Genomic DNA, 21,218 nt, shown 5'->3' on the forward strand with positions numbered 1-21,218 from the left:
CGGCGGGCTTACTGGCGCATGTCCAGCATCAGCTGGTTCATGCGCTTGATGAAGGTCGCCGGGTCGTCCAGCGTGCCGCCCTCGGCCAGCAGCGCCTGATCGAACAGCACCGCGGCCCAGTCGTCGAACTTCGCCTCTTCGCTCTTCAGACGGCTCACCACCGGGTGTTCCGGATTGATCTCGAGGATCGGCGCCGAGGTCGGCACGTCCTGGCCGGCGGCCTTCAGCAGGCGCGCGAGGTTCGCGCCCATGTCCTGCTCGTCGACCACCAGGCAGGCCGGACTGTCGGTCAGGCGGTGCGTCACGCGCACTTCCTTGACGCGCTCGCCCAGGCTGGTCTTGATCTTCTCCAGCAGCGGCTTGAATTCCTCGGCCTGCTCCTCGACCTTCTTCTTCTCGGCTTCGTCCTCCAGCTTGCCCAGATCCAGGTCGCCCTTGGCCACCGAGACGATCTGCTTGCCGTCGAACTCGGTCAGGTAGCCCACCGCCCACTCGTCGATGCGGTCGGAGAGCAGCAGCACTTCGATGCCCTTCTTGCGGAAGACTTCGAGGTGCGGGCTGTTCTTCGCCGCATTGAAGCTCTCGGCGGTGACGTAGTAGATCTTCTCCTGGCCTTCCTTCATGCGGCCGATGTAATCCTTGAGCGAGACGCTCTCGTCGGCCGTGTCGGTATGCGTGGAGGCAAAACGCAGCAGGCCCGCGATCTTGTCCTTGTTGGCGTGGTCCTCGCCCAGGCCTTCCTTGAGCACGCGGCCGAACTCGCGCCAGAACCCGGCGTAGTCTTCCTGGCGGTTCTCGGCGAGGTCCTCGAGCAGGTTCAGCACCTTCTTGGCACAGCCGCCGCGGATGGTGTCGACATCCTTGCTCTCCTGCAGGATCTCGCGCGACACGTTGAGCGGCAGGTCGGCCGAATCGACCACGCCGCGCACGAAGCGCAGGTAGTGCGGCAACAGCTTCTCGGCGTCGTCCATGATGAACACGCGGCGCACGTAGAGCTTCAGGCCGTGGCGCGGATTGCGGTCCCACAGGTCGAAGGGCGCGCGCTTCGGGATGTAGAGCAGCTGGGTGTATTCGTGGCGGCCCTCGACCTTGGCGTGGCTCCAGGCGATGGGGTCCTCGAAATCGTGCGAGACGTGCTTGTAGAAGGCCTTGTAGTCATCGTCCGAGATGTCGTTCTTGGCGCGGGTCCACAGCGCATTGGCCTGGTTGATGGTTTCCTCTTCGTCCTGGAGGACGTTCTCGGCCTTCTCCTGGTCCCACTCCTCCTTCTGCATCAGGATGGGCTGCACGATGTGGTCGGAATACTTGCGGATGATGCTGCGCAGCTTCCAGCCGGAGAGCAGGTCGTCCTCGCCTTCGCGCAGCTGCAGGATGATGTCGGTGCCGCGCAGGGCCTTGGCATAGGGTTCGACGGTGTACTCGCCGGCCTCGTCGCCGGCCATCGAGCACTCCCACTTCACGCCGGCCTCGGCCGGCTCGCCCGCGCGGCGGCTCAGCACCGTGACCTTGTCGGCGACGATGAAGGCCGAATAGAAGCCGACGCCGAACTGGCCGATCAGGTTGGCATCCTTCTGCTTGTCGCCGGAGAGCCTGGAAAAGAACTCCTTGGTGCCCGACTTGGCGATCGTCCCCAGATGGGCGACGGCCTCGTCGCGGTTCATGCCGATCCCGTTGTCGGAAATGGTGATCGTGCGCGAGCCCTTGTCGAAACCGATGCGGATCTTCAGCGCGCTGTCGTTCTCGAACAGATCCGCCTTGTCCAGGGCCTCGAAACGCAGCTTGTCGCAGGCGTCGGAAGCGTTGGAAACCAATTCGCGCAGAAAAATCTCGCGATTGGAATACAGTGAATGGATCATCAGGTGAAGCAATTGCTTCACTTCGGCCTGGAACCCACGTGTTTCAGCGGCAAAGGCTGCCCGATCAGTCATGCTCTGAATCCTCCGGAAAGGCGTTTGTTTAACATTCCCCAAGATTGGGACGACCCGAGCCATTTCAAGCCCCGGTCATCCGAATGCCCCTGTGGAGGCCTTTTGCCGAAATCTCCTGCAGATTCAGCCCAGGTTCCGCCGCCAGACGATCGATACGGGCTTCGCTCGAGCGCAGTGGTTCTGGTGGTCTACCTTTTCCTGGCTTGCCTGACTCTGCTCGGAGCCTGGGCCCTGATTGCACAGGATTGGCTACGCGAGCAGCAGGCACAAGACGCCGAACTGGCCGCACATGCATTGGCCAACAGCGAATTCCTCGGCAACAGCCTGCGTGAGGCCAACGATTTGCTGAACCTGTTCGATCTCTACGCGGTATCCGTCCCGAACGCTTCGATCCAGCACTTCACGCCTCTCGCCTCCCGTACCCTTTCTCAGCGCCAACGCATCGCCGCTGTATTGCTCCGGGATGCAGACGACCGTGTCGTGGGCCAGGTATCCGGCAGCCGGCGCATGCCGCACCTGCCACCATTGCCTACCACGCCGCAAGACTACGCGCGTGCCCACTCCAGCGCCGGTACGATCTTTCATCCGCCATCGCGGGCTGACGACGGGCGCAGCTTCCTTGCCGTGGAGCGCACGCTGAACGCGAGCAACGGCCGGCGCTTGGGCTCGGCACTGGCATTCATCGGCAGCGACACGCTGATCACCTATCTGCGCAAGGTGGATACCAGCGCGGAAGACCGACTCAGCCTGCTGGATACCCAGGGCAACGTCGTGCTCCAGCTCACCCAGGGCAAACCTGGTGCGCAAACCCAGTTCTCCGCACTGCCGCCACCGGATTCGGATGGCACGGTCAGCATCCGTTTCGAACACGCGGGCAAGCCTTATGTGGCAGCCATCCGCCCGATGCGCGAGTACGGTCTGTTGCTCGCCGTGAGCCGCCCGGCCGACGTTTCCAGTCCGGACTTCCTGCAGACCCGCCAACGCCTCATCGCCGGGGCGCTCAGCCTCATCCTGTTGCTCGGTGCCCTGGCCTGGCTGATCCAGCATGAGTTCCGCCGGCAGAAGAGCGCACATGCCGCGGTGGCGCGCCTGAATGCATCACTGGAAGAGCGCGTGCATCAACGCACGGGGGAACTGGAGCAGTTCAATCGCGAGCAGGTGGCATTCAGCTATTCCATCTCCCATGACCTGCGCGCACCCCTGCGTGCCATCAACGGCTTTGCCCATGCGTTGCGCGAAGACAGTAGCAGCCTGCTGGATACACAGGGTAAGGACTATGTCGAGCGTATCTACCGCGCCAGCCTGCGCATGGGAGAGCTCATCGACGCGCTGCTCAAACTGGCCAGCATTTCCCGCTCTCCCCTTTCCCTGCGCAAGCTCGATCTGGGGCGCATGGCCGAAGAAATCATCGATGATCTGCGCAAGACCAAGCCCGACCGTGAGGTGCTGTTCAGCCACACAGGAGAGCTGCATGTGGAAGCAGACGAAGCCCTGATGCAGAACGCACTCGCGAACCTGATCGCCAACGCCTGGAAATTCACACGGGATAAGCATCCGGCGCGCATCAGTCTGTCCGGCAAGGTGGAACCTGAAAGCGTGCGCCTCACGCTGTGCGACAACGGCATCGGATTCGACATGGCGCATGCACGCCACCTGTTCCAGCCATTCCAGCAACTGCACAACCAGCAGACCTTTGGCGGTACGGGTATCGGTCTGGCTTCCGCGCGGCGCATCATCGAGCGCCATGGAGGCCAGATCGAGGCGCGATCCAGTCCCGGCGAAGGCGCATGTTTCAGTTTCACGCTTCCCCGGCGCGCCCGCGTGATCCGCCGGCGTCAGGCACCGTGATCCCGAGGGCACTCCGGCATACAATCCCTGGATAGCCCCGGGTAAATTCAGCCCAGCCAAGTCACGCACGCCGGAGCCTTCCATGTCATTCGCCCGGATACTGCTCATTCACCTGGCCGTCACGCTCGTCGCCCTGCTCCTGTCGTGGGTGATGGCACCATCCGCCATGCTGGCGCTGGTATTGCTCGCCGCCGCGCTGCTGCTCGCACAGTGGTTCCAGCATCGCTACCGGCAGCAACGGATGCGTGAAGAAGTCCAGCGCAGCCTGCAGGCGCTGCTCGAAGTCATCCCAGCCCCCACCTACGCGAAAGACAACCAGGCACGCTACCTCCTCGCCAACAAGGCCTTTCTCGAATCTCACGGTCTGAGCGCCGAACAGGTCATCGGCAAGACAGCGCTGGAAATCTTCGATGAAGACTACGGCAGGGAGATCTTTGCGGAAGACACGTACGTACTCGGTGGAGCCACCCTCCTCAAGGATGAACGCCGCCCCAATCCCCTGACCGGGGAAGACCGCTTCCAGCGGGTGAGCAAGCAGTGCCACCGCCTCTCCGATGGACAGCGCGTGATCATCGGCTGCAATTTCGACATCACCCACTGGCATGCTTCCGAACAGGCACAGAAGCAGGCGCTGGCGATCGAATCCATCCAGCGTGAGCAATTGCAGACTTTCATCCAGCATCTGATCGATGTCTTCCCCGAACCTGTCTATCTCAAGGACGCCAATCACCGTTACGTGCTGGTGAACGAGGCTTTCGCCAAGGAGAGGCGGCGTGACAAGGCTTCGCTGATCGGATGCAGCTCGCGGGATCTGGCCTCCTCTGAAGAGATCGCCAACATTGCTGAAAGCGAGGACGACCTCGTGCTGGCCGGCGGGGAAGTCACCAAGGAGCAGCACACGACGCTGCCGGGCAGTACCGAAGAGGTCTTCCGCATCGTGCGCAAGCGCCGCTGCCAGGATCCCGACGGACGCGCCCTGGTGCTCGGCGCACATTTCTACATCACCGAATGGAAACTGGCCGAGCGTCGCCTGCAGGAAGCCGTGGCCCGCGAAACGGACCTGCGCCAGCGTACCCAGGCGTTCATTCAGCGGCTGATCGACGTGATTCCGCAGCCGGTATACGTCAAGGATGCCGACAGCCGCTACCTCATGGTGAACAAGGCGATGGTGCGCGACAGCGAGAGGACCAGCGAGGATCTGCTCGGCCACTCGCCCCAGGATCTGGGCTGCAGCGCCGAATACGCCCACAACGTGGAAGAGGAAGACCGGGCCATTCTTGGTGAAGGACTCGTCGTACTCAAGGAAGAGCACATCGTCCATCCCTACACCGGGCAGGATGCTTTCCGCGTGATCTCGAAGCAGGCCTGTCTGGATGCCAATGGACGACAGGTGATCGTCGGCTCGAACTTCGACATCACTCCTTGGCGGCGTGCCGAGCTGGCCTTGCAGGCTGCACTGCGCAAGCAATCTCAGTTGCTCTATTTCTTCCAGGACATCTTCGACACCCTGCCCACACCGATTTTCGTCGAAGACCGCGATGGCCTGTTCGTAATGGCCAACCGTGCCCTGTCACGCGCCCTGGGCGTCTTCCGTCAGAGTCTGCCCGGGCAGTCCAGCCAGCAACTGGGCCTGCCGCCCTTGCCCGACGACATGCCGCTGGAGCTGAGTCAGGATCATGGCGGCGACCCGCGCATCCATGAACGCAGCCTGCGACTGGAGCTCGAGAAAGGCATGCCCCGCCACTACGTGCTGCTCGATACGGTGAGTTCCGGCGCCGATGCGCAGCCTGTGCGCATCGGTGTGCTCTCTGACATCACCGCCATCCGCGAAGCGGAAACCAGCTGGCAACGAGCAAAGCAGCTGGCCGAACAGGCCAACGTCGCGAAATCCGCCTTCCTGGCCAACATGAGCCATGAAATCCGCACCCCGATCTCGGGCGTGATCGGCACGCTGCGGCTGGCGCTGCGTGAAGCCCGCGTACCCGAAAAAGCACGGCACTTCATCGCCACCGGGCTCTCCAGCGCGGAATCCCTGCTCGGCATCCTGAACGACATCCTGGATTTCTCGAAGATCGAGGCGGGCGAATTGCAGATCGAACACATCCCGCTGGATCTGCCGCTGTTGCTCGACGATAGCATGCTGATCATGCGCCACGCGGCCCGAGAGAAAGGGCTGCGCTTCATGCTCGACGTCGCCCCCGCACTGCCGCGCTGGATTCTCGGAGACCCGGTACGGATCCGGCAAGTGCTCGTCAATCTCGCGGGCAACGCGATCAAATTCACCCACCATGGGCGCATCACCGTCACCGTGGATGTCGATACCGGAGAAGGTCGCATCCTGTTCGCCGTACGCGATACCGGCATCGGCATTCCGCCCGAAGTGGTGGGCAAGCTATTCCAGAAATTCCAGCAGGCCGATCACAGCACCACACGTCGCTTCGGCGGCACGGGCCTCGGGCTGGCGATCTGCCGCGAACTGGTGGAGGCTATGGGCGGAGTGATCGGCGTGGAAAGTCGCGAAGGGGAAGGCAGCTGCTTCCGCTTCACGCTGCCGCTGCATCCGGCACAGGCTGCAGATGACGCCCCGCCACCGTTACCCACGCCGACCCTTCCCAGCCTGCGCCTGCTCTGTGCGGAGGATTCCGCGGTCAACCGCCTGATTCTGCAAGCGCAACTGGAGCATCTGGGCCAGCAATGCATCTTCGTGGAAAACGGCCGCGAAGCACTGACAAAGCTCGCGGCGGAAGATTTCGATGCCGTGCTGATGGACGGGCGCATGCCCGAAATGGATGGCGACGAAGCCACCCGCCTGATCCGCGCCGGCGGCCCGGACGGCACGCCCGTGCGCAATGCGGCCATTCCAGTCATCGCGCTGACAGCCAATGCCAGCGTGGAAGATCGCGAGGCCTATCTCGGTGCCGGCATGAATGACTTCATCACCAAACCCATCGACGAACAACGCCTGGCCGCAGCACTCACGCGTGTGGTCAGCAATCTGGCAGCGGCGGGCATTCCCCTGATCGAAGACCGCGCAACAAACTGACGATCACTGCCGGACTTCGCCCAGATTCTCCGCCAACGACATGCCGGGTGTGACGCGGCAAGGATTGATGTCCAGTCCACCGCGCCGGGTATAGCGCGCCCACACCATCAGCGTTGCCGGTCGGCACTGGCGCATCAGATCGCAGAAGATGCGCTCCACGCATTGCTCGTGGAATTCATTGTGCTCGCGGAACGAAACGATGTAACGCAACAGTGCCTCGCGATCGATAGCCAGGCCGCTGTAGCGCACGAACACCGCGCCCCAGTCCGGCTGGCCAGTCACCAGGCAATTGGATTTCAGCAGATGCGAATACAGCAGTTCATTCTGCACCACGCGCGCCGGATCGGCACGCAGCAGTTCCGGCTCGGGCTGGTAGCGATCGATTTCGATCTCCTGTGCATCCAGGCAGACACCCACAGGCTTCACGAAAACCCGCTCGGCATCCAGCGACTGCAGGCATACCTGCACCTCAGATCCCGCCGCCTGCGAAAGATCCCGCGCGATCAGAGCCTGCGCCTCACCCAGCCCAGCAAGCCGCGTCTGGTTGAAGGAATTCAGATACAGCTTCAGCGACTTGGATTCGATCAGGCAAGGCGACGATGCCGGCACCCTGAACTCGCCCAAAGCCACCACGGGCTTGCCACGCGGATCCAGCCACGAAAGCTCGTAGGCGTTCCAGAGATCTTCCCCTACGAAAGGCAGGGCTGCCTCATCTACACCGATCTCCTCCCGCTTGCCACGGCGGGGAATCGGAAACAGCAACTCCGGTGCGTAATCGCTGCGATACGCACTCGATTTGCCCAGCGGAGAGTCGGAAGGGGTATTCAGGGAAGACTGGAAATCACTCATGTGGCACCTGTTCAACGTGCTTCGTACGCAGCCCCGTTAGAGGGGGCCGCATGGTAGCACGCACGCCTGGAGCCCCTTCGTGGAACCAAGCCACCCGGATCGTCAGCTCCGTGCATTGATCGATGCACTGAATTTCGTTTCTGCCCCAGATTCCGGTACTCACCTCTGGCAAGGCTGCGATCGGGAAACCTTGTCCATTTTCCGGGCAAAAGGGCTCTCTTCCTACTTTTGAGCGAGACGCTCCAGATGACCCGGATCGATCTGCCGGACAGCAAGAAAGCCGCTTCGGCAAAGATCATGGATCATGTCCGTCATCTGCCAGACCGCTTCATTCTTGATGTTTTTCCAATCCATGCCACGAAGCATCACGCCGCGCAGAAACCTGAAACTGAAGATCGCCATCATGATTGCGTTCAGACGCAGCCGCAGCGCTTCGTCATCGGCCGACCGACCGGTGAATTGGCTGACGACCTGCATCAGGCGGGCTTGCAGCGGTGCAATTGCGCGCTGATGAATCAAGGCAAAGGCATCATCGTTGTCGTAGGCGCAGCGAGCGACAAATGCCGTCCAGGCATGTGGTTCTGCCTCCTCCAGAATGATGTTGAGCAGCTGGATCAGCGTTTGCTCGAAGCGAACGGAAAGTTCCGAGTCCGGAGCATCATCCAGCAGGCTCGCCGCCTCTTCGAAGCGATCCGCAGCGTATCCGGCGATCATGTCCGCAGCGGCCAGATAGAGTTCTTTCTTGCTGCCGAAATGATAGGGAATGGCTGACAAGGTGGTGTTGGCCGCCTGGGACAAAGCGCGGGTGGTCGCGCCCTCATAGCCCACGGCAGCAATGACACTGATCGTCGCCTCGATCAACTGAGATCGGGTTTTGGCACTGCGTGCTTCATGACCGCTGGTTGTTTTGTCATGATTTGGCATGGATCCTCCTGCTGCTCCTACAAAAAGATAGTTCGTATGAATTATCTTTTCGATGGTAATGGAACGGCCCGGGATCGGGTGCACTCCTGCATGGAGCCAGGCGGCGGCTGTGCTGCCCCAACGCAATACCCGACGCTAGTTCGTACCACCTCCCAGTGCCGCATACAACCCGATCTGGCTCGACAATGCCGCCCGGTGCAGCTGCACCAGTTGCTGCTCGACGGCCAGCAGGTCACGCTCGGCATCCAGTACCTCCAGGTATGCAGCCGAGCCGGCATCGAACAGTGTCCGTGCCAGTTTCAGACGCTCGGTCTGTTCGGCACGTGCCTGGCGCGCCACGATGGTCTGTTCGGCAAGTTTCTGTCTTGCGACCAAGGCATTGGAGACGTCGCGGAACGCGACCTGGATCGCCCGCTCGTATTCGGCAATGGCGATGTCCCGCCGGACGACACTCAAATCGAGGTTGGCCCGTCGCATGCCGGCATCGAAAATCGGTAGTTCGATCACGGGCCGGAATAGCCAGGCGCCAGTCCCCGATGAAAACAGGTCATTCAGATCAGCGCTGACCGTACCGGCGGCGCCAGTCAAGGCAATACGCGGGAAGAACGCTGCACGTGCCGCACCGATATTGGCCTGGCGTGCCTGCAAGGCATGTTCGGCGGCCAGGATGTCCGGACGGTTGATCAGCAGATCCGACAGAAGTCCGGGGCTTAGCTCCGGCATCACCATGCTGTCATTCATTGCGACAGATGACTGCGACAATTGAGGCTCACTGCCCAATAGCAGCGCCAGGGCGTTGCGCTGTTGCTCGCGTGCCAGCGCCAGTTGCACCTGCAAGGCCCTGCCCTGACTGAGCAGCGTATTCACCTGGGTCAGCTCCAGCCGCGAGCCATGTCCCAACTCGTAGCGTTTCTCGAAGATGCGTGCCAACGCTTGCTGATTCTCCACCGTGCGCGTCGCCAGCGCGATGCGCTCATCCAGCTCGCGCAGCCCCAGATAGGCATCGGCAACCTGGGAGATCAGCGCAATCTCCACGGCGCGATGCCCCTGTTCGGTGGCAAGCCATTGCTCCAGCGCAGCGGTTTTCATGCTGCGCACGCGCCCCCAAAGGTCCAGCTCCCAATTGCTGATTCCTACGGAGGCCACGTTGGCTTCCACAACCGAACTGCCCGCCAGGGGTTGCAGGCTATCTGGCAGACCGGCACGGATCCTCTGCACACTCACACCCACCATCGGCGCCTGCTGCGCACGCTGGATGCGGAAGGCTGCACGCGCCTCCTCGGCGCGCAATGCCGCTACGCGCAGATCGCGGTTGTTGGCCAGTGCGGTCTCGATCAGCGTCTGCAACGCCGGATCCGTGAAGTATTCACGCCAGGGCAGTCCGGTTGCGAGCACGCCGCCGGATGCAACGGAGGGTGTCGGCCAATCCCCGGCGATCGGTGATGCGACGGGCTCAGGCGCTGGCGCCAGCGAGACGCAGGCGTTCAGCATCGCAAATGCCGTCAGCCCCAATGTGCCAACCAGCCAATCGCGAACCGTCCGCCGCGGGCGGGACTCAATCGCCGTTGTTGTGTGAATCTTTTCAAGCATGGTCTGCTCCTGTTGCAGTCGACGCTTCATGACGCCTTGCATGCAGCTCGTAGAGCAGCGGTACGATGAATACGGTCAGTGCGGTCGAGGCAAGCGTGCCGAAGATCAGCGAGATGGCCAGTCCGCCGAATACCGGGTCAGTCACCATGATGGCCGAGCCGAAAATGATCGCCAGCATGGTCAGCAGGATCGGCCGCAGGCGTACGGCGCCAGCCTGGCGCACCGCTTCGTGTAGTGGCATGCCGTGACGGATGTTGTCCTGGATGAAATCGATGATCAGCAATGAATTGCGGATCACCACGCCCGCCAACGCGACGATGCCGACCATCGAGGTTGCCGAGAAGTCCATGCCGACGAGCCAGTACCCCGGAAAGATGCCGATGATGCCCAGTGGCACGGCCGACATGGCCACCATCGGAACGATGAACGAGCGATAGTAGGCAACAAGCACGAAGTAGATGATCAGCAGTGCGCCGCTGAGCGAGATTGAAAGATCCCGGTATACATCCAGCGTCATGCGCATCTCGCCGCCCCAGAGCAACTGGTAGCCGTCAATGGTGTCGGGCGAATCCTCCTTGAAGCGCAGATTGCCCGTGCGTAGCGGTCGGCCGTCCGGTGCGATGATCCCCTGCAACCGTCGTTGCAGGTCGAGTACGGCGTACAACGGCACCGAGTCCGACAATTCCGCACCGACGAAAGTGACCTTCTCGTTGTCGCGATGCAGGATGGGTCGATCGACTGATGCGGGGAGGACTTTCACTAGTTCAGCCAGCGGCACGGGCTGGCCGGCGGTATTGGCCACGAACACCCGATCGAGCCGTGCTGGATCGACCTCCGCACGGCGCGGTACGAGGGCCTTGACCGGCACGGGCAGTTTCTCGTCAGGCAGGTGAGCGCGACCAAGGGTGACACCGCCGTAGACCAGTTGCAGCGCCTCGGCGATCTGTGCGACCGAGACGCCAGAGCGCGCGGCCTTGTCCTTGTCCGGTATGACGTGATGCTCAAGCACGTCTTCCGGTTCGCTATCGGTGATGTCGGTCGTATCGTAGGTCTGCTCGAAGGCTTTGCGTACCTGGGCCGACAACACGCGCAAACCTTCGGCGTCAGGACCGTAGAGTTCTGCCAGCACGGTCGCACGTAAGGGCGGGCCGGGAGGCTGTTCCACGAGCGCCACTTCGGCCCCGGGCCAGGCTTTGCGAATGGCTTCCACCTTGGGACGCAATTCACGCACGATGTCGATGGAGCTTTGCTTGCGTTGATGCTTGTCGACCAGGTTGACGCGGATTTCCGCCACATGGCTGCCGGCACGCGCGGCAGTACCCTTGAACAGGCCATTGAAATCCGCCACGCCAGCCTGGCCGATCCAGGTCTGCCAGTTGGCCACTTGTGGCTCTTTCGCCAGTACCGCAGCGATTTCGCGCACAAGACGGTCCGTGTTTTCCACCGGCGTGGTCTCAGGCATCGACACCACCACGTTGAAGGTATTCTGGTTATCTTTCGGCAGAAAACCGATCGGTACCCCCAGTGCGGACACGCTCCCGCCAACCCCCGAAGGGCGTACAAACTGCCAGGCGCCTTGCAGGGTGGAAAGCATCAGCAACAGCAGCACCGCCACGCCGAAGACGATACGCACCCTTTTGCACTGCTGCAGGGGACCGAACAACCGAAGGTACACACGCTCGAGTCGCCCTGGCACACCGTGACCATGTGTCGGCGGCGAGTCCTCATGCGATGACTCTGCCTGTGGTTCATCGTGCCGGATGGCGTGGCGATGAACCCATCGATTGGCCGCCCAAGGTGTGACGACGTATGCCACCAAGATGGACGCTGCCATGGCCATCGGCACGGTAACCGCCACCGGAAAGAAGTACTGACGTGGCATGCCGGTCAAGGCTACTGCAAGCGTAATGAAGACCAGCATCACCGCGAAGGTGGCCAGATTGGTGGCATTGCCGATCTCGTTGGTGGCCAGTATGGTCACGGCCACCTTGTCAGCTTTCGGGTTCCCGCTGGCATAGTGACGATGGATGTTCTCGATGACCACGATGCCGGCATCCACCAGCAGCCCCAGCGCCAGGATCAACGCAAAAAGCGTGACGCGGTTGATGGTGACACCGCCAAGCAGGTTGGCCGCCAGGGTAATCGCCATGATCAGCGGCACCGTGACCATCACGATCAGTGCCTCGCGCCAGCCCAGAAAGAAGATCAGCACCAGGCCCACAGTGCCCAGGGCGATCAGCAGATGCTCCAGCAGCAGATTGACCGCATCGTCGGCCTTCTGGCCGTCGTTGCGCGTCACGATGACCTGGATGTCCTGTGGAACAAAAGTGGCTTGCATGTGTTGCATGCGCTTGATCACCGCATCGGCAACCACCACGGCATTGGCCCCTTTTTTCTTGGCCACGGAAACGGTAACGGCGGGCAGATCGCCGGTATCGGCAGCCCCGGCACGCGGATCGCCCGGGCCGAAGGAAAAACGGCTGATCATCGCCGGCTCCGACGGAGCGCCATCAGTGACGGTGGCCACATCCCGCACGTAAACCGGCCGGTTGTCATGCACGGCGATGAGCTGGTTGCGCACATCCTCGGCAGAGGCATAGGCTGCCTCCAGCTTGATCGCCTGCACTTGTCCGCCACGCACCGTAGGTGGCAAGGGCACATTCAGGTTACTGACCGCCACGGCAGCTCGTGCCTGCCCCAGCGTTACACCATATGCCTGCAGGCGGTCTGGATCCAGTTCAATGGCGATCTCACGGTGCAGCCCCCCACGCAGCGACACCACCGAGACGTTCTCGGCGCTACGCAGGCGCTCGGCCATGCGCTCGGCCACGCGGTTGAGCGCGTAGGCGTCATACGTTGACGAGGTCAGCGTGAAGGTGACGATGGGCACGTCGTCGGCGTCCACGCTCTGCACCAGCGGCATTGTGGCTTCGGCGGGCAGCCAGGCACGACTGGCCATCACGCGATCGTAGAGCTTGACCAGCGATGCCTCCTTGGATTCGCCGACCTTGAACTGCACCTGCACCATCCCTTGTGAATTGTGCGAAGCACTCTCGATATGGTCGACACCGGGCAGTTCGCTCAGGATGCCTTCGAGCGGCGTGACCACCAGCGATTCGACTTCCGCCGCCGAGGCGCCCGGCAAACCGACCACCACGGCGGCTGCGGGCACCACGATCTGCGGATTTTCCTCGCGCGGCGTCTGCAGCACGGCCATGACGCCCAACAGCGCCACCGCGATGATGAAAACCAGCGTGAGCTTGGAGGTGATGAAGTACTTCGCCAGCAGGCCGGCAAAGTTCAGACGGGGTGCTGTCATCGTACGCTCCCGACAACCTGGATCGGCGTACCGTCGCGGACGACATCGGTGGCGCGGGCGAGAATAGTTTCCCCGTCCAACAGGCCCGCGCTCACTTCGAGTGCATCACCCAGATGCTTGCCGGTGCGCAGCCAGCGAAAACGCGCTACACCCTCTTGCAACACGAAAACGCCATCCAGCCCGCCACGGCGCACCAGTGCCGCACGGGGAACGGTGATGACCGGCTTCTCATCCACCAGGATCTCAAGGCGGCCGAACATGCCCGGCAACAAGCGTGCATCCCGCGGCAACACGATATCCACCTCGTTGCGGCGGCTTACGCCATCTCCGGAGGGCACCACACCCCGGACTCGCCCTTTGAAGCGCTCATCGCCCAATGCATCAACGCGAACAGAAACCGAATCACCTGCCTTGATCGCCGCCAGGTTGTGCTCAGGAACAAAAGTCTTGAACAGCAGGACCTCGCGTGACTCCACCGTCAGCAGCGGCGCACCGGGCGCGGCCATCTCGCCGCTGCGGCCCGTCACGGAGACGACCACGCCATCCACCGGGCTGGTGATGTCTACATAATTGCGCTGCGCCTGGGCTGCCGCCAGTGCTGCCCGGGCCTGCTCCAGCGCCGCACGGGTCGTCTCCTCCCTCAGCCGGGACTTGCGAAGCAAGTCAGCAGGGATCGCACCGACAGGCACCAACTGCGTATTCTGGCGCACGTCGTACTGCGCATCCTGCCAGGCCTCCTGGGCGACCTGCACGCCAGCCGCCGCCTGCACGATGGCCGCATCGATGTCAGAAGCATCGATCCGCAACAACAGGTCGCCTTTCCTGACGGGCTGACCTTCGCGCACATCAAGCTGACGGATGAACCCCAATACACGCGTGGTTACATTGATGCGCCCATCGGAAACGATGGAGCCTGTCACATCGCTGGTCACTGGTAATTGCATCAGCCGCACCACGGCAACATCTGCTGTTACTGGCACAGATGCGGACGCAGGCGAACCGGAGTGATCAGCGCAGGCAGCGAGCAGGCATGCGCAGATGGACAGCACAAGTACCGAACGCGATCGCATGCCCTGGCCTGTGCCATGGGCGTTGCCCTCCAGTTCGGCTGACATCGCCCTAAGGCGGCTGAGCGTATGAGTAATGAAACGATTCATGGGTATCTCGAAATTCTGTCCGTAGGCATCAGATGCTGATAAGTTCGTACGATCGAACTATATTTTTGATCAAAACTGTAGTCAAGCTCGTACAAGCCACTTGTGGGCTTTCGATCAGGTGCTTTTTGGCAGTGCTAGACTTGGCGCCCTTCCCGCTCAGGAGTCACGAAGTGTCCGAGGACAAACTCTTTGCCGTCATGCTGGGCGGCAATCCAGCAGGTACCAGCGTCGAAATTCACGACGTCGTATTCGCGGTGGGTCCGGATATCGAGTCGATCGGTGGGCAGTTGCTCAAGGCCTGGTTCGCACCCGGCAAGGCACCACATGTGGATTCCTGGATGATCCTGGATATGGTGGACGGCGCCTGCATCTCGCTGGATACGGATGCGGCGCCCGATGGCGCCCTTGATCTCTGGCATGTCAATCTGGGCTTCTACGAAGCTGGCAAGGCCAGTTTTGTCGAAGGGCACGAAAACCTCTTCGTGATTGCCTCGACAGCAGACGAAGCCAAGGCCAGAGCGAAGCAGTTGGCCACCCGAGCCGGCAGCGCACAGTTGCATACGGATGCGTTGCACAGGGTATCGGACCGGCTCGCCGCGCTGGGCTCTCCTTTCCGCATCCGCGTCACCCGCACGGAGGCCGCAGGGCAGCCGCTGGCCCACGATGGCTACAAACCCTTTGCCAAGGACTTCCTGAAGGCCAACGGCTTCAATGCCTGATACCGCACAGCAACGCAGTGAAAATGAGGCGGGTACGCTGACGCGTACCCGCCTGGAGCGCACTCACTGGATTGACAGGCTCTTGCTGACAATCTCGTAAAGGTCACGCGACAACCCGCCCTGGGTTTTCAGAGACTCCAGACTGGCGAGCATGGCCTGCTGGCGCGGGGCATCGTGGCGACGCCATTGCGTGAGTGGACTGACCATCCGCCCGGATAGCTGCGGATTCAAGGCATCGGCGGCAAGCACCTGTTCGCAGAGGAAGCGGTAGCCTTCTCCATCACGCCGATGGAATGCCGGCAAATTGGCGCAGAAGCTGCCGATCACGGCGCGAGCGCGATTCGGATTACGCAAGCTGAAACGTGGATCCAGGATGAGCCTGCGCACGCGCGCCACGGCATCACCGGCCACGCAGCCGGCCTGCACGGCGAACCAGCTATCCATCACCTGGGCCACACTGGCATGACGCTCCGCGAAATCAGCCCGTAATTGCACGCGGGCGGTTTCATAGCCTGATGCATCAGTTGGCGCATTGAGAAGCGCCCCGAGCGCACCGAGGCGCAGCGTCAGATTATGAGCTGTCTGATACTGGGCCACGCACAGGGCAAGCGCATCGTCATCCGCAGCCAGCACAAGGTAGCCCAGCAAAACACCTTGCAGGGCGCGGCGCGCGATCTGCCCGCCATTGGCGAGATAAGGCTCGGCACACGAGGCCGCATGCAAGGTCAGATACCGCTGGCGCATCGTTTCACTATGCGCTGCCTGGATGGCACGGCGCAATGCATCGCGCGCGCGGCGGATGAGATCCACATCCACCGCTTCCCCCAGACCAGCCAGGTAGTGCTCGCCCGGCAACACCAGCAGTTCGGCGCACAAAGCCAGGTCCAGTGTCTCGTCGGCCAGCACGGCGCCCAGGCTTTGCAGCAGGATCGGATCGGCCTCGGCCCGCTTCCCCGCAGCGAGGGCTGCAATCATTTCCTGGAGGACCTGCACGCCCAGACGCTGGGCCGCATCCCAACGGTTGAAGCCATCCGTCTCGTGACGGATCAGGAAGGCCAGCTCATCGCGAGTACAGTCCTGCGCCACCATCACCGGCGCGGAAAAGCCACGCAATACGGACAGCACCGGCACTTCCTGCACGCCGTGGAATTCGAAGCTCTGTTCGGCCTGCTCCAGCACCACGACACGCTCGGCGACAGACGCGCCCTGCCCGTCCGTGGTCTCGATGGCCTTGCCATCGGCACCAAACAGGGCCAGGGCGACGGGAATCACGAAAGGCTGTTTCTCGACCTGCCCCGGCGTGGGCAGGCAACGCTGTGCCAGATGCACGCGATAGCAATGCTCCGCCGCCAGCCATTCCCCACGCACCGTCAGACGCGGCGTGCCAGCCTGGGCATACCAGCGCGCGAAACCGGTGAGATCTGTGCCCGTGGCATCCGCCATGGCCTGCAGGAAATCATCGCAGGTGGCGGCCTGGCCATCGTGACGCGCGAAATAGAGGTCGCTGCCCTGCCGGAAGCCTTCCGCTCCCAGCAAGGTACGCAGCATGCGGATGACCTCGGCCCCCTTCTCGTAGATCGTCATGGTGTAGAAGTTGGCGATCTCGAGATAGGAATCCGGACGGATCGGGTGTGCCATCGGGCCGGCGTCTTCGGCGAATTGTGCTGTGCGCAGACGATTCACGTCCTGGATCCGCTTGAGGGTGGGCGAATTCATGTCCGCCGAGAACTGCGCATCGCGGAAGACGGTGAAACCCTCCTTGAGCGAGAGTTGGAACCAGTCTCGGCAAGTCACGCGGTTGCCGGACCAGTTGTGGAAATACTCGTGTGCCACGATGGCCTCGATGCGCTGCCACGCCACGTCTGTGGCCGTCTCCGGGCTGGCGAGCAAGGCGGCAGCATTGAAGATGTTGAGCCCTTTGTTTTCCATCGCGCCCATGTTGAAATCGGCCACGGCCACGATCATGAAGATATCCAGATCGTATTCGCGGCCGTAATTCTCCTCATCCCAGCGCATGGCATGCTTGAGGCTGACCATGGCATGCCCGAGGCGGTCGGCATCCGCAGGCGCCGAGTAGATCTGCAGTGCGACTTCGCGCCCGCTGCAAGTTGTGAAGCTGTCCTCCAGGCAGGCCAGCTCGCCGGCCACCAGCGCGAAGAGATACGCGGGTTTGGGGAACGGATCCTCCCAGACCACGCGATGGCGGCTATCACCCAGATCGGTTCGCTCCACCGGATTGCCGTTGGCAAGCAGCACCGGATAGCGGGTGCGCAACGCATCCAGCGTCACACGGAAACGGCTGAGTACATCCGGACGATCCGGATACCAGGTGATGCGACGGAAACCTTCAGGTTCGCACTGCGTACACAGCAGCCCGCTGGAGCGATACAAGCCCATCAGCGAGGTATTGCTGGCCGGATGGATGCGCACCACGCTGAAGAACTCGAAGCACGCGCCATCCGGCACCTGTACATGTAGCTCCTCGCCCTGCTGTGACCAGGCCTCCGGCGTCAGCGGCACACCATCGATGCTCAGCGACAACGTTTCCAGCGCTCGCCCCTGCAACACAAGCGAAGCTCCTGCGGGCGTATCGGCAAGGCGACGCACCACCAGCCGGGCATGAACGAGCGTGTCCTCTTCGGTCAGCTCGAAATGCAGATGGGTGGATTCGATCTGCCACGGATAAGGCGTGTAATCGGCGCGCAGCACGGCACGCGCTTCTGGAGCGGACATGATGGTTCTCTTTCTGCGAGAGGTGGGGAATGAACGCAGCCGGGGTGGGCGGATCAGGTGGTCAATTGCCCGCCCACGGCAGCGGTACGGGCGCGCAGCCAGGCCAGCGGAACCCCTTCAAGCAAGGGTTCGAGGCGGCGGCGCACCTCACGGTGATAGGCATCCAACCAGACGATCTCGTCTGGTCGCAACACCGCCAGATCGATGCAGCGCAGATCGATCGGGCACAAGGTAAGGGTTTCAAAACTCAGGAATTCACCGAATTCCGTGCTGGCTGCTTCGCGCGCCAACACCAGGTTCTCGATACGCACGCCCCATCTGCCGGGCCGGTAGATTCCCGGTTCGATGGAAGTGATCATGCCGGACTCCAGCGTGTTGTGCGGCAGCACGCGCCCCCGGTAAGCGATGCGCTGCGGTGCTTCGTGCACATGCAGGTCGCAGCCCACACCATGCCCGGTGCCATGACCATAGTCGATGCCATCCGCCCAGATCGGTGCACGCGCAATGGCATCCACCATCGGTGCACCGATACCGGCGGGAAACACCGCACGGGACAAGGCAATCACCCCGCGCAGCACCCGCGCGCAGTCCCGTTTCTGCTCGGCATCCGGCTGGCCAACGGGCAACATGCGGGTGATGTCGGTGGTTGCCGCGGGATATTGCCCACCGGAATCCAGCAACAGCATGCCGCCGCCCTCGATACGGGCGGCCAGCTCAGGCTCGGCCCGGTAATGCGGCAATGCCGCATTGGCACGGAAAGCGCAGATGGTGCCGAAGCTTTCGCCCCGAAAATCTGTGTTGCGACTCCGCTCTTCCAGCAACCGGGCCGCCACGCTGAACTCGTCCAGCCCGCCAGCCGGCACGGCTTCGTCGAACCAGGCCATGAAGCGGCAGAGCGCAGCACCATCCTGCTCCATGGCGGCGCGTACATGGCACTGTTCGGAGGTGTTCTTGCGCGACTTCATCAGCACCACCGGACTCACCGCTTCCAGGCGGCGAACTTCGACCGGCAAGGCCTCTACCAGGCCAGCCACCGTGCGCTCGGGATCGATCAGCACGCAACAGTCTGCCGGCAAGCGCATCAGAGCTTCCGTCGCTTCGGCATAAGGCTCAATGTGCACACCGTCGAGCACCAGACGGGCACGCACCGTACCAGGTACGCGACTACCATCGATGAACAGGCGAACCTGGCGGGCATCCACCAGTGCATGGGCCAGGAACACCGGGTTGAAGGGCACGTCCGCACCGCGCAGATTCAGCAACCAGGCGATGTCGTCCAGCGCGGAAAGGAAACAGACTCCTTCCCCAAGCCCGGCGAGCTGCTGACGCAGGCGGGCAAGCTTGGCGGCGCGGGACTCTCCGGCTTCGCCATCTGGCTGTTCGAATACCGGTGTGACAGGCAATGCGGGGCGATCCGCCAGCAGCGGAGAAATCAGATCGACATCCGTGCGCAAGCACGATCTCCTTGGCCTGCAGGCGGTTGCGCAATGCAACGGCCTCACTCCACGCCAGCACCATGCCATCCACGGCAACCTGTGCGCGGCAATCCAGCGTTGCATGAAGCCAGTCTTCCAGGCTTGGCACATCAGCCGCCCCCTGGCGCATCAGGACGATGCCGGAGCCCTGTAGCTGACGTTCCGCCTGCTCCCAGTAGCGGCTGTCCACCCACAGGCCAGCGGCTTCGGACGTGATCGCCAGCGTACCCACCGAGCCATTGAAGCCAGAGAGCCATTCACGCAAGGCCCAGTGTGCCGGCGGATATTCCGATACATGCGGGTCCGACGAAGGCAGCACGCAGGCATCCATGCCAGCTTCCAGCATCGCGGCACGCAGGCGCGCCAGCCGCTCGGCGGCCAAAGGAAGATCGCTCGGCTTGTTCATATCTTTCAGATCGTTCTATTGCAAAGGGCCATCGGTCACGAAATCGATCTTGCTCAGGCCACCACCCTGCGCGCTGGAGAGCACGTAAGCCACGCGCTCATATCGCACGGCCTTGTCAGCATAGATGCGAACCACCGGTGCCTGCTGCGCACCATTGGCCGCAGCCGCAGCCACCCGCCCCTGCAACTCACCATCGCTGACGGCCTCCTTGTCCCAGTAGATCGTGCCATCGGCAGCCACCGAGATGTCCACGGTGCGCTCCTGCTGATCCACCGGCTGGTTGGAGGCCTGCGGCAGCTCCACGTTCACCGCGCCATGGATCACCGGTAGCGTGACGATGAAGATGATCAGCAGCACCAGCATGACGTCGATCAGCGGTGTCATGTTGATCTCGTTGATCGCCCCGCCATCGGAGTCGAATTCAGACGAAGACATGCTCATGATTTATCCCCTTGCCTGTGCCTGCAGCGGGCTGGCAGCCACCACGGGGCGCACATCGTTGGCAGCAGCATTGCCCTGGGCCAGTTCCACGCGCGAGCCTGTCAGGAAGTAGGCATGCAGATCGTTGGCGAAGCGATGCAGTTTGTGCGACAGCGACTTGCTGCGACGGGCAATCGCGTTGTAGCCCAGCACGGCCGGAATCGCCACGAAAAGGCCGAGCGCGGTCATGATCAAGGCTTCGCCGACCGGGCCAGCCACCTGCCCGAGAGATGCCTGACCGGTCATGCCGATCACATGCAGCGCGTGGTAGATACCCCACACGGTGCCGAACAGGCCCACGAACGGTGCCGTACTGCCCACCGATGCGAGCACCGCCATGCCGCTCTGGGTCTTCTCCGCGTGCTCGTCGAGCGCATCCTTCAGGCAGCGGGCGATCCAGTCGCTGGGATCCAGCTTGCCCTGCAGCTCCGAACGCTCGAGTCTATGCGTGGTAGCCGCCTCCCCTGCACGGGCGAGGTTGTAGAACGGATTCTCGATGCGCGAGCCAAGCGAGTTCAGCGCCTCTTCCCAACTGCGTGCATACCAGAAGCGGCTCTGCGCGTTTTGCGCCAGCCCGCGCAGGCGCAGCAACTTGCCAGCCTTGACGATCATCACCGACCAGGAAGAGACGGACATGATCAGCAGCACGACGGTAAGGAAATGGCTGATGAAATCGCCCTGGTTCCAGTAGGCGACAAGATCGAGTTGGTTCATGGGGTTACCTCTTGAAACGCGTGAAGAAGGAGG

The 21,218-nt window shown here is 62.3% G+C and carries 13 protein-coding genes and 1 pseudogene; 3 read left to right on the forward strand and 11 right to left on the reverse strand.

Translation table 11 applies throughout. From position 1 onward, the window contains the following. Window positions 1-8 precede the first annotated feature (8 nt). Window positions 9-1,928: a molecular chaperone HtpG gene (gene htpG / locus BGI27_RS02055; protein WP_095523254.1), complete on the reverse strand. Its 1,920-nt coding sequence runs from the start codon at window positions 1,926-1,928 to the stop codon at window positions 9-11. A 183-nt stretch (window positions 1,929-2,111) separates the two neighbouring features. On the opposite strand from htpG, the gene BGI27_RS02060 reads away from it, so the two are divergent. Beyond that, window positions 2,112-3,776: a sensor histidine kinase gene (locus tag BGI27_RS02060; protein ID WP_170942900.1), complete on the forward strand. Its 1,665-nt coding sequence runs from the start codon at window positions 2,112-2,114 to the stop codon at window positions 3,774-3,776. 82 nt (window positions 3,777-3,858) lie between these two features. Further along, window positions 3,859-6,819, forward strand: a complete 2,961-nt coding sequence (locus BGI27_RS02065) for a PAS domain-containing hybrid sensor histidine kinase/response regulator (RefSeq protein ID WP_095523256.1) — start codon at window positions 3,859-3,861, stop codon at window positions 6,817-6,819. A 3-nt stretch (window positions 6,820-6,822) separates the two neighbouring features. On the opposite strand, the gene queF is transcribed toward BGI27_RS02065, so the two are convergent. The 5 genes from queF to BGI27_RS02090 all read right to left on the reverse strand — a co-directional run bounded on the left by queF (window position 6,823) and on the right by BGI27_RS02090 (window position 14,571). Then, the gene (gene queF, locus BGI27_RS02070; protein ID WP_095523257.1) at window positions 6,823-7,668 is read right to left on the reverse strand and encodes an NADPH-dependent 7-cyano-7-deazaguanine reductase QueF; all 846 of its coding nucleotides are present in this window, start codon (window positions 7,666-7,668) and stop codon (window positions 6,823-6,825) included. A gap of 222 nt (window positions 7,669-7,890) precedes the next feature. After that, window positions 7,891-8,592 (reverse strand): CerR family C-terminal domain-containing protein, encoded by a 702-nt coding sequence (locus BGI27_RS02075; protein ID WP_095523258.1) that lies wholly within the window; start codon window positions 8,590-8,592, stop codon window positions 7,891-7,893. Window positions 8,593-8,727: 135 nt separating this feature from the next. After that, window positions 8,728-10,182, reverse strand: a complete 1,455-nt coding sequence (locus tag BGI27_RS02080; protein WP_223871550.1) for an efflux transporter outer membrane subunit — start codon at window positions 10,180-10,182, stop codon at window positions 8,728-8,730. Then, window positions 10,175-13,501 carry an efflux RND transporter permease subunit gene (locus BGI27_RS02085; RefSeq protein WP_095523259.1) on the reverse strand — a complete coding sequence of 1,109 codons (3,327 nt, stop codon included), beginning with the start codon at window positions 13,499-13,501 and terminating at the stop codon, window positions 10,175-10,177. Before BGI27_RS02085 ends, BGI27_RS02080 begins: the two co-directional genes overlap by 8 nt. After that, the gene (locus BGI27_RS02090; protein ID WP_095523313.1) at window positions 13,498-14,571 is read right to left on the reverse strand and encodes an efflux RND transporter periplasmic adaptor subunit; all 1,074 of its coding nucleotides are present in this window, start codon (window positions 14,569-14,571) and stop codon (window positions 13,498-13,500) included. Before BGI27_RS02090 ends, BGI27_RS02085 begins: the two co-directional genes overlap by 4 nt. A 257-nt stretch (window positions 14,572-14,828) precedes the next feature. Here BGI27_RS02090 and BGI27_RS02095 point away from each other — a divergent pair, with 257 nt between their 5' ends. After that, window positions 14,829-15,377: a DUF1543 domain-containing protein gene (locus BGI27_RS02095; protein ID WP_170942899.1), complete on the forward strand. Its 549-nt coding sequence runs from the start codon at window positions 14,829-14,831 to the stop codon at window positions 15,375-15,377. Between the two features lie 63 nt (window positions 15,378-15,440). Here BGI27_RS02095 and pepN read toward each other — a convergent pair whose 3' ends face one another. The 5 genes and pseudogenes from pepN to BGI27_RS02115 all read right to left on the reverse strand — a co-directional run bounded on the left by pepN (window position 15,441) and on the right by BGI27_RS02115 (window position 21,185). Beyond that, entirely contained in the window at window positions 15,441-18,110 is a 2,670-nt protein-coding gene (gene pepN, locus BGI27_RS02100; RefSeq protein ID WP_095523261.1) for an aminopeptidase N, read from the reverse strand. 53 nt (window positions 18,111-18,163) lie between these two features. Beyond that, window positions 18,164-19,564, reverse strand: a complete 1,401-nt coding sequence (locus tag BGI27_RS02105; RefSeq protein ID WP_223871551.1) for an aminopeptidase family protein P — start codon at window positions 19,562-19,564, stop codon at window positions 18,164-18,166. Between the two features lie 55 nt (window positions 19,565-19,619). Continuing rightward, a pseudogene (locus tag BGI27_RS18805) lies at window positions 19,620-19,991 on the reverse strand (aminopeptidase P family N-terminal domain-containing protein); the annotation flags it as partial. 15 nt (window positions 19,992-20,006) lie between these two features. Next, window positions 20,007-20,432, reverse strand: a complete 426-nt coding sequence (locus BGI27_RS02110; protein WP_095523262.1) for an ExbD/TolR family protein — start codon at window positions 20,430-20,432, stop codon at window positions 20,007-20,009. 3 nt (window positions 20,433-20,435) lie between these two features. Then, complete coding sequence (locus BGI27_RS02115) at window positions 20,436-21,185, reverse strand: MotA/TolQ/ExbB proton channel family protein (protein WP_095523263.1); 750 nt, start codon at window positions 21,183-21,185, stop codon at window positions 20,436-20,438. Window positions 21,186-21,218: the final 33 nt, after the last annotated feature.

The sequence above is a fragment of the Candidatus Dactylopiibacterium carminicum genome, assembly GCF_014736495.1.
GTDB classification, from domain to species: domain Bacteria; phylum Pseudomonadota; class Gammaproteobacteria; order Burkholderiales; family Rhodocyclaceae; genus Uliginosibacterium; species Uliginosibacterium carminicum.